The 12,663-nt window shown below is 71.4% G+C and carries 10 protein-coding genes, 1 tRNA gene and 1 pseudogene; 6 read left to right on the forward strand and 6 right to left on the reverse strand.

Going from position 1 to position 12,663, the window contains the following annotated elements; all coding sequences use genetic code 11:
• Position 1: 1 nt before the first annotated feature.
• Both OERS_RS14495 and OERS_RS14500 read right to left on the reverse strand, forming a co-directional pair.
• Positions 2-1,141 carry a DUF4331 family protein gene (locus tag OERS_RS14495; protein ID WP_068626499.1) on the reverse strand — a complete coding sequence of 380 codons (1,140 nt, stop codon included), beginning with the start codon at positions 1,139-1,141 and terminating at the stop codon, positions 2-4.
• 5 nt (positions 1,142-1,146) lie between these two features.
• Positions 1,147-1,677, reverse strand: coding sequence for a hypothetical protein (locus OERS_RS14500; RefSeq protein ID WP_139107859.1), 531 nt, complete (start codon positions 1,675-1,677; stop codon positions 1,147-1,149).
• Positions 1,678-1,819: 142 nt separating this feature from the next.
• Between OERS_RS14500 and OERS_RS14505 the strand changes: the two genes are divergently transcribed.
• The 4 genes and pseudogenes from OERS_RS14505 to OERS_RS14520 all read left to right on the forward strand — a co-directional run bounded on the left by OERS_RS14505 (position 1,820) and on the right by OERS_RS14520 (position 6,612).
• Complete coding sequence (locus OERS_RS14505) at positions 1,820-2,530, forward strand: GntR family transcriptional regulator (RefSeq protein ID WP_068626502.1); 711 nt, start codon at positions 1,820-1,822, stop codon at positions 2,528-2,530.
• A 123-nt stretch (positions 2,531-2,653) separates the two neighbouring features.
• Positions 2,654-4,168 (forward strand): annotated as a pseudogene (locus OERS_RS14510) (MmgE/PrpD family protein); the annotation flags it as partial.
• A gap of 242 nt (positions 4,169-4,410) precedes the next feature.
• Complete coding sequence (gene prpB, locus OERS_RS14515) at positions 4,411-5,316, forward strand: methylisocitrate lyase (protein WP_056645098.1); 906 nt, start codon at positions 4,411-4,413, stop codon at positions 5,314-5,316.
• Positions 5,317-5,415: 99 nt separating this feature from the next.
• Positions 5,416-6,612: a bifunctional 2-methylcitrate synthase/citrate synthase gene (locus OERS_RS14520; RefSeq protein ID WP_083201494.1), complete on the forward strand. Its 1,197-nt coding sequence runs from the start codon at positions 5,416-5,418 to the stop codon at positions 6,610-6,612.
• Between the two features lie 96 nt (positions 6,613-6,708).
• Here the strand turns inward: OERS_RS14520 and OERS_RS14525 are convergent, their stop codons facing one another.
• The 4 genes from OERS_RS14525 to OERS_RS14540 all read right to left on the reverse strand — a co-directional run bounded on the left by OERS_RS14525 (position 6,709) and on the right by OERS_RS14540 (position 11,752).
• Positions 6,709-7,947: an NAD(P)/FAD-dependent oxidoreductase gene (locus tag OERS_RS14525; protein ID WP_068626503.1), complete on the reverse strand. Its 1,239-nt coding sequence runs from the start codon at positions 7,945-7,947 to the stop codon at positions 6,709-6,711.
• A 299-nt stretch (positions 7,948-8,246) separates the two neighbouring features.
• Positions 8,247-8,323 (reverse strand) — tRNA-Pro (locus OERS_RS14530).
• Between the two features lie 112 nt (positions 8,324-8,435).
• Positions 8,436-9,380, reverse strand: a complete 945-nt coding sequence (locus OERS_RS14535) for a metallophosphoesterase (RefSeq protein ID WP_068626504.1) — start codon at positions 9,378-9,380, stop codon at positions 8,436-8,438.
• An 11-nt stretch (positions 9,381-9,391) separates the two neighbouring features.
• A complete protein-coding gene (locus tag OERS_RS14540) occupies positions 9,392-11,752 on the reverse strand; it encodes a transglycosylase domain-containing protein (protein WP_068626505.1) in 2,361 nt (786 codons plus the stop codon).
• A gap of 221 nt (positions 11,753-11,973) precedes the next feature.
• Here OERS_RS14540 and OERS_RS21575 point away from each other — a divergent pair, with 221 nt between their 5' ends.
• Both OERS_RS21575 and OERS_RS14550 read left to right on the forward strand, forming a co-directional pair.
• Positions 11,974-12,138 carry a DUF4177 domain-containing protein gene (locus OERS_RS21575; protein ID WP_169834232.1) on the forward strand — a complete coding sequence of 55 codons (165 nt, stop codon included), beginning with the start codon at positions 11,974-11,976 and terminating at the stop codon, positions 12,136-12,138.
• A complete protein-coding gene (locus OERS_RS14550; RefSeq protein WP_068626507.1) occupies positions 12,138-12,614 on the forward strand; it encodes a RidA family protein in 477 nt (158 codons plus the stop codon). Before OERS_RS21575 ends, OERS_RS14550 begins: the two co-directional genes overlap by 1 nt.
• Positions 12,615-12,663 lie beyond the last annotated feature (49 nt).

The following is a 12,663-nucleotide window of genomic DNA, read 5'->3' on the forward strand; positions in this document are numbered from 1 at the left end:
CTCAGTGGTGCTCCGGCTTCTCTGGCGGACGGGGGTTGGGAGCCGAGAGGTACGGGAAGGTCTGCGAGGCCGGCCGGGACGAGCCGTCCACCCCGTCGCGGATGATCGGTCCGTTGCCGGCGTTGATCAGCGTCGTGAAGAACACGTCCATCACGTCGTCGTTGATCGTGCGCCCCCCGCAGGTCGCGTGGGCTCGTCCCCTGCGAGAGGCGAGCTCGATCTCGAGGAACGAACCCTTCTCCTGGTAGGGCTTGGAGAGATCGATGACCAGGTAGTCGGCGAGCACGAGCTCGGTGAGCGGATGGACGCCGTCGTTCGTCGGCCAGTCGGTCTTGCCGTCGAGGCTGTCCCAGAACGCGAGGTTGGCGTCGAGCCGTGCCCGGTAGGCGCCTTCGTAGCCGTGCTGGATGTGGAACGCGTCCTCCATGTTGTAGAGGTCGCGGATCTCGAGGTCCTGGTTGATCCGGTCGAACTGCATCGGCCCGAGCATCAGGTTCTTCACCTCGGGTCGCCCGACGCGCTCGATCCGGACGTTGAACACGCCGCGCGTCAGTGTCTCGGCGACGACGCCGACCAACGTGGCGCCGCCCAGCAGCGCAGGGTCGATCTCGACGACCAGTCCCAGGACGTTCTTGCCGTCCATGTAGATCGAGCCGCGTTCCGCGAAGGCGAGCTCGCCGATCGCGACGGTCTTCAGGGCCGCGGGGGCATCGAGGATGAACGGGTCCCAGCGCGCACCGGCGAAGACCCGCACGCCGTGCGCGGAACCGCCGTCCTCGTCGTTGACGCGGAACGACACGGTCTCGCCGGAGGGGGTGGTGCAGGTGCCCTCCTGCTCGAACGGCTGGCCGTCGACGCTGGTCGGGGGAGAGAAGACGCAGTCGAACACGAACTCCTCGGCGCCGTGCTCCGGGCCGGCGGAGAACGGGGCGTGGTCGCCGGGCACGGCTGCCGTGAGGGGCCGCACCCGGAACCGGTAGATCAGGCCTTCCGAGAGGGCGTCGGAGATCTTGGCGAACGGCAGGGTGTTCATCACGAGAACGAGGTGCTGCGGCCGGTCGGGGCTCGGGAACGCGAAGACGTCGGTGATGTCGGCGATCGAGTTGGCCAACGCCCGCGGGCCCGAGATGTGATCCGACACCGGTGTCAGTCTCCGGCCTCGTCGAGGAGCGGCTGGAGTGCCGGATGCTGCAGCGCGGCCGCGGCGTCGGGGTGATCGAGCACCTTCTGGAAGGCCGCGTTCACGCGCTGCGCCTTCAGGATCTCCTTCACCGTGCCGGGGTAGTTGCGTGCGTAGGCGGCGGCACGCTCCTGCGCTCCGAGGATGAACGCCTTCTCGGTGGCGAGGTCCGGCAGGCCGTTGTAACCCTCGGTGTGCCTGAAGATGAGGTCGAAGAGCGCGAGCGTCGGGCCGGAGTTGAAGAAGTCGTCCATGTAGGCGTCCCAGGGACCGTCGAAGCTGGTGATGAAGGCGAGTCGCGTGTCGTCGTCGAAGAGCACGAATCGTGCCTCGTGAATCGTCTTGATCGCCATGCCGTAGTCGCCGGGAAGATACCCCGGGGTCTGTTGCAGGTCGTCGAGCGCTGCCCGGAGCGGCTCGCTCTGGCCGGGCTTGATGTGGAAGAACAGGCTGAACTCACTCGTGGGTCCGACGCTGCGGCCAGTAGCTGTACTCACCTTGAGCTCCTCCTTCGCTGAGACCTCTTCAGCGTTCCACGACTTCCTGGTGTCCACATCACGCAGATGGGGTGAGGCGACCTGAGGCCAGCGGGCGCCAGTGTTGTATACAAGTACGCAGGCGCTGTGGCACGATGGCCGCATGCCCAGCGCCCCGACGACGTCGTCCCCACCGCGCGACGAGCCCCTCGCCGCCGTCCGCCGACAGTCCGGCGCGCGCGCGGTCTACGACCTCCTGAGGGCCCGGATCATCGACGGCACCCTCGCTGCAGATGCACGTCTCACCGAGCCCGTGCTCTCCTCTCAGCTCGGGGTCAGCCGGACCCCCGTCCGCGAGGCCCTGCGTCTCCTCCAGGCCGAGGCGCTCGTCGTCGAGCAGCCCACGGGGGGAGTGCGCGTGGCACCGCTCGCGGTCACCGACCTCCACCGCGTCTACGACGTCCGCGCCCGTCTCGAAGGGCTGCTCGCGCGGGACGCGTGCGAACGCGCACGGCCTGCCGACGTCCAGCACCTCGCTCGCCTCGTCGACCTCATGGACGCCGTGCGCGACCACGAGGACGAGGTGCTGCGCATCGGCGCCCAGTTCCACGGCGAGATCGAGTCGCTCGCCGACAACCGCTGGTGCTCCGAGCTGCTGCGCCAGATCCGTGGGCACGTCGACCGCTACCGCTCGCTGTCCGCGCGCGAACGCGTCGGGACGACCGACCATGTCGACGAGCACCGCGCGGTCGCCCGCGCCATCGCGAGCGGTGACCCGGACGCGGCCGAGCGCTCCATGCGCGAGCACATCGAGCGCAGCGCGGCCATGGCCGCCAAGGCCCTGGGCGAGGCGCCGCCACCGCCACCCGGCTGACGACGCCGCGAGCCTCACCGGCCCCCGCCGACCGCACCCGCACCCTCAGCCCGCGCGGCGCCGTCGGGCAGGACACCCGCCCGACGCACCCCGACGCACCGCACCCGACCACCGGAGGCACCGATGCCCACGACCCACCACCTGCGGACCCACCGCTCCGCGGAGAACCTCGCCCGCACCGACCAGCTCGCGTGGAAGCTCGCCGAGCTCGCGACCGACCCGGTCGAGGTGCCGGACGAGGTCGTCGAGATGATCGTCAACCGCGTGATCGACAACGCGGCCGTCGCGGCCGCGAGCCTCACGCGCGCCCCCGCCGTCGCGGCCCGCGGGCAGGCCCTCGCGCACCCGTACGAGCCCGGTGCGACGGTCTTCGGGACCTCCCTCGCGACCCGCACGAGCCCTGAGTGGGCCGCCTGGGCCAACGGCGTCGCGGTCCGCGAGCTCGACTACCACGACACGTTCCTCGCGGCCGAGTACTCGCACCCGGGTGACAACATCCCGCCGATCCTCGCGGTCGCCCAGCACGCGGGCTGCGACGGGGCGGCGCTCGTGCGCGGCATCGCGACGGGCTACGAGATCCAGGTGGACCTGGTGCGGGCCGTCAGCCTGCACGCGCACAAGATCGACCACGTCGCGCACCTGGGCCCGTCGGCAGCGGCCGGGATCGGGACCATGCTCGGGCTCGACACCACGACGATCTTCCAGGCGATCGGTCAGGCCCTGCACACCACGACCGCGACGCGGCAGTCCCGGAAGGGGCAGATCTCGACGTGGAAGGCGTACGCGCCCGCCCTCGCGGGCAAGGTCGCGGTCGAGGCCGTGGACCGGGCGATGCGCGGGCAGACGTCGCCCGAGCCGATCTACGAGGGCGAGGACGGCGTCGTCGCGTGGCTGCTCGACGGCCCCGAGGGGCGCTACGACGTCGTGCTGCCGTCGCCCGGCGAGCCCAAGACCGCGATCCTCGACACGTACACCAAGGAGCACTCGGCGGAGTACCAGTCGCAGGCGCTCATCGACCTGGCGCGCGCGCTGCACGCCGAGCACCCGTGGCTCGCCGACCCGGACAACATCGCGCGCATCGTGATCCACACGAGCCACCACACGCACTACGTGATCGGGTCGGGCGCGAACGACCCGCAGAAGTACGACCCGACCGCCTCGCGCGAGACCCTCGACCACTCCATCCCGTACATCTTCGCGGTCGCGCTCCAGGACGGCGGGTGGCACCACGTCGACTCGTACACGCCCGAGCGCGCCGGCCGCGCCGACACGGTCGCGCTGTGGGGCAAGGTCACCACGGCCGAGGACCCCGAGTGGACGCGCCGCTACCACTCGGTCGACCCGGCCGAGAAGGCGTTCGGCGGTCGCGTCGAGATCGAGCTGGCCGACGGCGGGCGGATCGTCCGCGAGATCGCCGTCGCCGACGCGCACCCGCTCGGCGCGCGCCCGTTCGCCCGCGCGCAGTACGTCGCCAAGTTCCGGCTGCTCGCGGACGGCGTGCTCGAGCCCGCCGAGATCGAGCGCTTCCTCGACCTCGCGCAGCGCCTCCCGTCGCTCACGCCCACCGAGGTGCGCGAGCTCTCGATCGTCGCGCGGCCCGGGCTGCTGGACACGGTCCCGGTGCCCACGGGCGTCTTCGAGCTGGGTCGCCCCTCGCAGGGCGCCACAGGCGGCGAGCCCGACGGCGGAGCGCACCCAGGCGCGTCCGGCACCCCGGGAACGGGGCGCGCGGGCGGAGGGCCGGCCGGGAGCGGGCCCGGGGACGGCTCGGCCTCCTGGACCATGCGCGACGTGACCGACGAGGATCCCGGCACTGCCGGCTCTGCCGACGCTGCCGACGCTGCCGGCTCTGCCGACCCGACCACCGCAGGAGGCAACTGATGCTGTACTCGCACGTGACGCCGTCGGACAAGCGGGCCGCGCTGCGCGCCCGGCTCGCCGCCGGTGAGCTGCTCCAGCTCCCCGGTGCGTTCAACCCGCTCTCGGCGCGGCTGATCGAGGACAAGGGCTTCGACGGGGTGTACATCTCGGGGGCCGTGATCTCCGCGGACCTCGGGCTGCCGGACATCGGTCTCACGACCCTCACCGAGGTCGCGACGCGTGCGGGTCAGATCGCGCGCATGACGAACCTGCCCGCGATCGTCGACGCAGACACGGGGTTCGGCGAGCCCATGAACGTCGCGCGGACCATCCAGACGCTCGAGGACGCGGGCGTCGCGGGCTGCCACATCGAGGACCAGGTCAACCCCAAGCGGTGCGGCCACCTCGACGGCAAGGCGACCGTCGACCTCGAGACCGCGACCAAGCGGATCCGCGCGGCGGTCGACGCCCGGCGCGACCCGAACTTCCTCGTCATGGCGCGCACCGACGTCCGGGCGAGCCTCGACGGAGCAGCGGGCCTCGCGACTGCGATCGACCGGGCCAAGGCGCTCGTCGACGCGGGAGCCGACGCGATCTTCCCCGAGGCCATGCGCGACCTCGCCGAGTTCGAGGCCGTGGCCTCCGCGGTCGACGTGCCCGTGCTCGCCAACATGACCGAGTTCGGCAAGTCCGAGCTGTTCACGCGAGACCAGCTCGCGTCCGTCGGCGTGCAGATCGTCATCTATCCCGTGACCCTCCTGCGTAGCGCGATGGGGGCCGCGGAGCGCACGCTGGACGTGATCCGGGAGACCGGGACGCAGGACGGGGTGGTCGGCGAGATGCAGACGCGCGCGCGGCTGTACGAGCTGGTGGACTATGCCGGCTACAACCACTTCGACACCGAGATCTTCACCTACCGGCCGTAGGGCGGTCGGGGTGCCCGGGCCGGCGAGGACTGGGGTCCTCGCCGGCCCGGACGACCCGGTACTGCAGCACATGACCCCGCATCACGAAGGAGTGAGCACATGACCACCAGCACCCCCGCGCAGGTCCCCGACGGCGCCGAGGCCACCGCGACCGCCCCGGGCACGGCGTCACCGGCCCCGACCCCGGAGATCCGCAAGGGCCTCGCGGGCGTCGTCGTCGACACGACCGCCGTCTCCAAGGTCAACCCCGACACGAACTCGCTGCTGTACCGGGGCTACCCCGTCCAGGAGCTCGCGGCCCGCAAGAGCTTCGAGGAGGTCGCCTACCTCCTGTGGCACGGCGAGCTGCCGACGCCCGAGCAGCTTGCGGCGCAGACCGCCGTCGAACGGGAGAACCGGGCGCTGCCGGGCGAGGTCCGCAACGCGATCCTCGAGCTCCCCACGAGCTGCCACCCCATGGACGTGTGCCGCACCGCCGTCTCGGTCATGGGCGCGCACGACCCGAGCGCCGAGGACTCGTCCCCCGAGGCCGAGCACGCCAAGGCCCTGCGGCTGTGGGCCATGATGCCTGCGGTCGTGGCCCTCGACCAGCGACGCAGGCGCGGCCAGCAGATCGTCGACCCCGACGAGGACCTGGGCTACGCCGAGAACTTCCTCCACATGACGTTCGGCGAGGTGCCCGACGCGTGCGTCGTGCGTGCCTTCGAGGTCTCGATGGTCCTGTACGCCGAGCACTCGTTCAACGCCTCGACGTTCACGGCCCGTGTCATCACCTCGACCCTCTCGGACCTGCACTCTGCCGTCACGGGGGCGATCGGCGCGCTCAAGGGTCCCTTGCACGGTGGGGCCAACGAGGCCGTCATGGCGACGTTCGCCGAGATCGGGACCGCCGACCGAGCAGCCGCCTGGCTCGACGAGGCCCTGGCCGGCAAGCGGAGGATCATGGGGTTCGGTCACCGCGTCTACAAGAGCGGCGACTCGCGCGTGCCCACCATGAAGAAGACGCTCGACGACCTGGTCGCGCACCTCGGCACCGACGAGGCGACCGCGCTCGACGAGCTGTACGACGCGCTCGAGGCCGCGATGACCGAGCGCAAGGGCATCCTGCCGAACCTCGACTACCCGACGGGCCCCGCCTACCACCTCATGGGGTTCGACACCCCGACGTTCACGCCGCTGTTCGTCGCCGCGCGCGTCGTGGGCTGGACCGCCCACGTCGTCGAGCAGCGCGCCGCGAACGCCCTCATCCGGCCGCTCAGCCAGTACGTGGGGCAGGCGCAGCGCACGGTGCCGTAGGGGCGCCGGCTCACAGTCCCGGCAGCGCTGTGGCGCGGGTCCGGTGCGGCCGGGACGGGCGCCGCCGGGCGCGGGGCGCCTCGCGTGCCGGGTCGGTCAGGCGCGGAACGCCCTGAGCGCGTCCCGGTCGACAGGCCCCTCGGCCCGGACGAGCGCCTCGACCCGCTCCATCTGCTCCCAGGTGTTGACGGCCATCCCCGCCTGGACACGGTCGTCCGCGACCCAGAACGCGACGAGCTCGCTGTCCTCGAGCGACCCGCTCACGACGACCTCCGTCTCGGCCGGGTCCTCGACGAACCCCAGGTACTCCATGCCCACGTCGTACTGGTCGGAGAAGAAGTACGGGAGCTTGTCGTAGGGTTCGCGCGAACCCAGCACGGCGCGCGCCGCGTGGGGACCGGTCTCGAGGGCCACCGACCAGTGCTCGACGCGCAGCGGGCGCCCGTAGCGCTGCGAGGGGACGCTCGCGATGTCCCCCGCGGCCCACACGTCCGGGGCGGACGTGCGCAGGGTCGCGTCGACCGCGAGCCCGCCACCGAGCGACCGGTCCCGCAGCGCGATGCCCGCGGCCTCGGCGAACCCGACGTTGGGCGTCACGCCCACGCCGACCACGACGACGTCGGCCGCGACGTGCGTCCCGTCCTCGACGTCCACGCCCGTCACCCGCCCCTCGCTGCCGGTGATCCCCACGACCTGGGCGTTGCGGTGCAGGTGGACCCCGTGGTCTGCGTGGACCTTGCCGTACATCTCGCCGAGCAACGGGCCCAGGACCCTGCCGAGGGGATGCACCGATCGGCCGACGACCGTGACGTCGAGGCCCATGGTGCGGGCCGAGGCCGCGACCTCCATCCCGATCCAGCCGTCTCCCACGACCGCGAGCCGTCCCGCCCCCTCGCGGGCCGAGGCCTCGAGCGTCGCGGCCAGCAGGTCGGCGTGCTCGATCGTGCGCAGGTAGTGGACTCCCTGGAGGTCCGCACCGGGGACGGCGAACGAGCGGGGCGTCGAGCCCGTCGCGAGGAGCAGGCGCGAGTAGGGCAGGACGGTGCCGTCTATCAGCGTCAGCGCGTGGCCGGCGACGTCGATCGCCGCTGCCCGCGTGGCCGTCCTCAGGTCGACGTGGTGGTCGGTGTACCAGTCCTCGGGCAGCGGGAACAGGACGTCGCGCTCGGCCTCGCCGCGCAGGTAGTCCTTGGACAGCGGTGGCCGTTCGTAGGGCCGGTGGGGCTCGCTCGAGACGACCACGAGGTCGCCGTCGTACCCCTCGGCGCGCAGCGTCTCGGTGGCCTTCGCAGCGGCCAGCCCGCCTCCGACGACGACGATCGGCTCCTCGGCCATGACGACTCCTCCGGTGCGTGGTACGGGGACCCTCAGCGTGTTCGGCGCCCCGCCCAGGACGACGGTTCTTCGGACGAAGAGGGCGGGACCGTTTCATCGTGTCACCGGAGCGGGTCGGGCGCAGCGGAGCGAGGGCGACCGTCACCCTCGTGGGCGGGGACCTCCCCTTCGGCGCAGCGGGCGGTCACCGTCGGCGGGCGGGTTCGTCACCGTCAGCGGGCGGGTTCGTCACCGTCGGCGGGCGCCGAGGTGCGGGAACGACGAAGGCCCGGAGTCCAGTGGACTCCGGGCCTTCGTGCTGGTCGGGGTGACAGGATTCGAACCTGCGACCTCGTCGTCCCGAACGACGCGCGCTACCAAGCTGCGCCACACCCCGATTGCTCTCGTTGCGTCAGATCGGTCAGGGGTCCTCGAAAGGTCCCGCCAAACCTGCGCGCTGGAGCCTGCCTAGAATAGCGGACGTTTGCCCCTGGGACGAAACCGTTGCCTCAGCGTGCGGTCAGCGTCACGATCGTGGCCTCCGGGCGGCACGCGAACCGGAACGGTGCGTAGGGCGACGTGCCCGCTCCGGCCGAGACGTTGAGCCAGGTCGAGTCCTCACCACCGGGGGCGTCGGGGCGGCCTCCGGGCCAGCCGTGCAGGCCCTTGGCCCGCCCGCGGTCCAGGTCGCAGTTGGTCACGAGCGCCCCGTAGAAGGGGACGCAGAGCTGGCCGCCGTGCGTGTGGCCGGCCAGGACGACGTCGGCGCCGTCGTCGTGCATCTGGTCGAGCACACGCACGTAGGGCGCGTGCACCACGCCCATCCGCAGGCCCGACGGCGCAGCGGCCGTCCCGGCGCCGCCCCCCGCCCGCTCGGGTGCGGCAGGGAAGACGTCGCGGTCGAGGTGCGGGTCGTCGACGCCCACCAGGTCGATGTGCAGACCGCCGACGTCGACCGCGTCGCGACGGTTCGAGAGGTCGATCCAACCGGCCGCGGACATCGCGGCAGCAAGCTCAGCGGCAGGGAGCTTCGGAGGGTCGATCTTGTGGAAGATCCGCGCGTCCGGCAGGAGGTACCGCGCCGGGTTCTTGGGCGAGGGGGCGTAGTAGTCGTTCGACCCCATGACGAATGCCCCCGGCGCGCTGCTCAGGAGCGGCTCGAGCGCGTACAGGAGCGGCTCGAGCGCGTCGAGGTGCGCCATGTTGTCGCCCGTGTCGACCACGAAGTCGGGGCGCAGCGCGGCGAGCGACCGGACCCACTCGATCTTGCGCTCCTGGCTGGGTGTGAGATGCAGGTCCGAGAAGTGCAGGACCCGCAGGTCGGCGTGCCCCGGCGGGAGCACCGGGACCGTGACCTCACGCAGCGTGAAGAGCTTGGTCTCGACATGGGCGTAGGCGAGCCCCCCGGCACCGACCGCGGCGAGAGCGCCGAGACCGACCAGTGCGGGGTGCACGCGGGACCGGGTCAGTCCTGCTCCTCGGGAGGCGTGGCGCCGTCGCCGTCGCCGTTCCCACCGCCGTTGTTGCCCGAGCCGTTGCCACCGTTCCCGGACCCGTTGCCCTGGCCACCGCCGTTGTTGCCGGACCCGTTGCCGCCGGTGTTGCCGGAGCCGTTGTTGCCCGACCCGGTCCCGCCGTTTCCGGACCCGTTGCCCCCTCCGGTCGTGCCCCCGTCGGTCGCGGGCGGTGCCTGGACGCTGCCGAGGAGCTTGGGGTCCGGACCCGGGAACTCGACGACCGGCGCGCCGTCGAGCGCTGTCGTCATGTAGTTCTTCCACATGGGGGCGGCCAGGTCGGAGCCGAACCACCACTGCTTGCCCACGCCGTTGATGTAGAAGCGACCACGTCCGTTGCTGCGCATCTGGACGTCCGTCTCGGCGTTGCCGATCCAGACGGCCGTGGCGAGCTGCGGCGTGTAGCCCACGAACCAGTTGTGCGTGTTGAGCTGGGCGGTCCCGGTCTTGCCCGCGCTCGGACGGCCGGCGAGCTGGGAGTTCTTGCCCGAACCCTGCGTCATGACGCCCTGCAGCGCGTACGTGACGGTGTTGGCGACCGCCGGGTCCAGGGCGCTCGGGTTGCAGTTCGCCGAGGGGACCTCGATCTCCTTGCCCGACTGGTCGACGACGCTCGTGATCGCGACGGGCTCGCAGTAGGTGCCGCCGCTCGCGAAGGTCGCGAACGCGGCCGCCATCTGCAGCGGGGAGGAGTTCTGGGTACCGATGATCATGGAGGGACGGACCTCCACCTCGCCCTTGTCCTTCGTGAGCGACGGGGCGAAGCCCACGGACTTCGCGGTGCTCGCCACTGCGCAGAGGTCGAGCTTGCTCGCCATGTCGGCGTACGCGGTGTTGACCGAGTTGGCCGTCGCGGCCAGGACGGTCATGCTGCCCTTGCCCTGGCCGTCCGAGTTGTTGGGGTTCCACTTCTCGCCGACGTTGAGCTTGGTGCACGACGACGTGAAGTCACGACCCACGTTCCACTCGCGCCGGTTCGCATTGACCGTCTCGTTGAGGGTGTGCCCCGCGTTCAGCCACTCGGCGAGCAGGAAGGGCTTCCACGTCGAGCCGGGGGAGAAGCCGCGCGACGAGCCGTGCGCCTGGTCCGCGCTGTAGTTCTGGGCCGTGGTGCCCGGAGCGGCCTCGAGCGATGCGTCGTAGGGCCGGTTCTGGGCCATCGCGAGGATCTTCCCGGTGCCGGGCTCGACCGTCACGAGCGCGTTCTCGATGCCGCTGGGGTCGGACGCGGGGATCGCCGACGTGACCTCGGTCTCCGCGGCGGTCTGCAGGCGGGGGTCGAGCGTCGTGACGATGTCCAGGCCACCGCGGTAGAGCAGGGCCTGTCGCTCCTTGGGCGTCTCGCCGAAGATCGGGTCCGACGTGATGACCTTGGTGACGTAGTCGCAGAAGAAAGCGGCCCCGTTGGCGGACTGGCACCCGACCGTGACGGGCTGGACGTTGAGCGTGTCAGGCAGGGGGGTCGCGACGGCCTCGTCGTGCTCCTGCTGGGTGATGTAGTCCTGGTCGAGCATGCGGCCGAGCACGAGGTTGCGGCGCTTCTCGGAGTCGACCGGGTTGGACACGGGGTCGTACGCACCCGGCGCGTTCGTCACGCCCGCGATGGTCGCGGCCTCGACGATGCTGAGGTCCGCGGCGTGCTTGCCGAAGTAGTGCTGGGACGCGGTCTCGACGCCGTAGACCCGGATCCCGAACTGTGCGATGTTCAGGTAGCCCTGGAGGATCTCGTCCTTGGTCATGCGCTTCTCGAGCGAGATGGCGAGCTTGGCCTCGCGGGCCTTGCGCTCGATCGAGCTCTCCTTGACGGCCTCGACCGCGATGGGGTCCTCGTCGCGCACCGCCTGCTCGATCAGGACGTTCTTCACGTACTGCTGCGTCAGGCTCGAGCCACCCTGCTTGGCGCCGCCCGTGGCGTTGTTGATGGCAGCACGGGTGGTGCCCTCGATGTCGACCCCGCCGTGCTCGTAGAAGCGCTTGTCCTCGGTCGCGACCACGGCGTTGCGCATGTGCACCGAGACCTCCTCGAGCGGGACGACGATGCGGTTCTCCGTGTAGAAGGTCGCGAGGAGCGTGGTCCCGTCGTTCGCGTAGACGCTCGACTTCTCGGAGAGGGGTCCCGGCTCGAGCTCGTCAGGGAGCTCGTCGAAGATCTGGACGCTGCTGTCCGTGAGCTGGCTCGCGCCGGCCGCGAGCGGGATCAGCAGACCCGCCCCGAGGACTCCGCCGACCCCTGAGACGAGGACGAACGCCAGCAGCAGGGCGATGAGCTGATAGGCGTTGACTTGTCGACGGGGACGCGCAGGGGAGGCCATGGCCCAAGCCTACGGGAGGGCACCGACGCTTCCCGGGCGTTCTCACCCCTGCCCGGTGTGCGGGTTGTGTAAGCATCCGCGGGCCAGGATGCGGAGCATCCGTGACCGCGGGACGGGGCCTCTCCAGGCCTCGGCGCGCCTCCACGCGACCCGGGATCCTGGACCTCGACGAACGTCACGGCGCGCTGACCGGACCGGCGATCCCCGCTACGCTCGGTCGCATGGCAACCACCTGGGAGTACGCGACCATCCCCCTCATCATCCACAACACCAAGGCTGTCCTCGACCAGTGGGGCTCCGACGGCTGGGAGCTCGTCCAGGTCGTCACGGGCCCCGACGGCAACGGGCTCGTGGCCTATCTCAAGCGCCCGACCAGCGGGCAGTAGTGGCGACGAGCATCGCGGCGCGCCTCGCGGAGCTGGGCATCACCCTGCCCGACGTCGCCGCGCCCGTCGCCGCGTACGTCCCGGCCGTGCGCACGGGGCGGTACGTCTACACCTCGGGCCAGCTGCCGTTCGTCGACGGCGTGCTGCAGGTGACCGGCAAGGTCGGTGAGGGCGACGGCCTCGTCACCGCAGCCGACGCCGCGGTGCTCGCCCGCACCTGCGCGCTCAACGCGCTCGCGGCCGTGCACGCGCTCGTCGGCAACCTCGACCAGGTGACCAGGGTCGTCAAGGTCGTGGGATTCGTCGCGAGCGACCCGTCGTTCACGGGGCAGCCGGCCGTCGTCAACGGCGCGAGCCAGGTCCTCGGCGAGATCTTCGGCGAGGCGGGCGTGCACGCGCGCAGCGCGGTCGGCGTGGCGGTGCTCCCGCTGGACTCGCCGGTCGAGGTCGAGCTGGTCGTGGAGCTCGCGGACTGACCCGTCCTTCCGAGCACGCAGCACGGGTCGTTCCGCACGAACAGCAGCA

The sequence above is a fragment of the Oerskovia enterophila genome, from assembly GCF_001692445.1.
GTDB lineage: Bacteria > Actinomycetota > Actinomycetes > Actinomycetales > Cellulomonadaceae > Oerskovia > Oerskovia enterophila.

Coding starts and splice junctions, on each gene's coding strand:
- prpB (WP_056645098.1), top strand. CDS start 4,411: ATGCTGTACTCGCACGTGACGCCGTCGGACAAGCGGGCCGCGCTGCGC.
- OERS_RS14520 (WP_083201494.1), top strand. CDS start 5,416: ATGACCACCAGCACCCCCGCGCAGGTCCCCGACGGCGCCGAGGCCACC.
- OERS_RS14505 (WP_068626502.1), top strand. CDS start 1,820: ATGCCCAGCGCCCCGACGACGTCGTCCCCACCGCGCGACGAGCCCCTC.
- OERS_RS21575 (WP_169834232.1), top strand. CDS start 11,974: ATGGCAACCACCTGGGAGTACGCGACCATCCCCCTCATCATCCACAAC.
- OERS_RS14525 (WP_068626503.1), bottom strand. CDS start 7,947: ATGGCCGAGGAGCCGATCGTCGTCGTCGGAGGCGGGCTGGCCGCTGCG.
- OERS_RS14540 (WP_068626505.1), bottom strand. CDS start 11,752: ATGGCCTCCCCTGCGCGTCCCCGTCGACAAGTCAACGCCTATCAGCTC.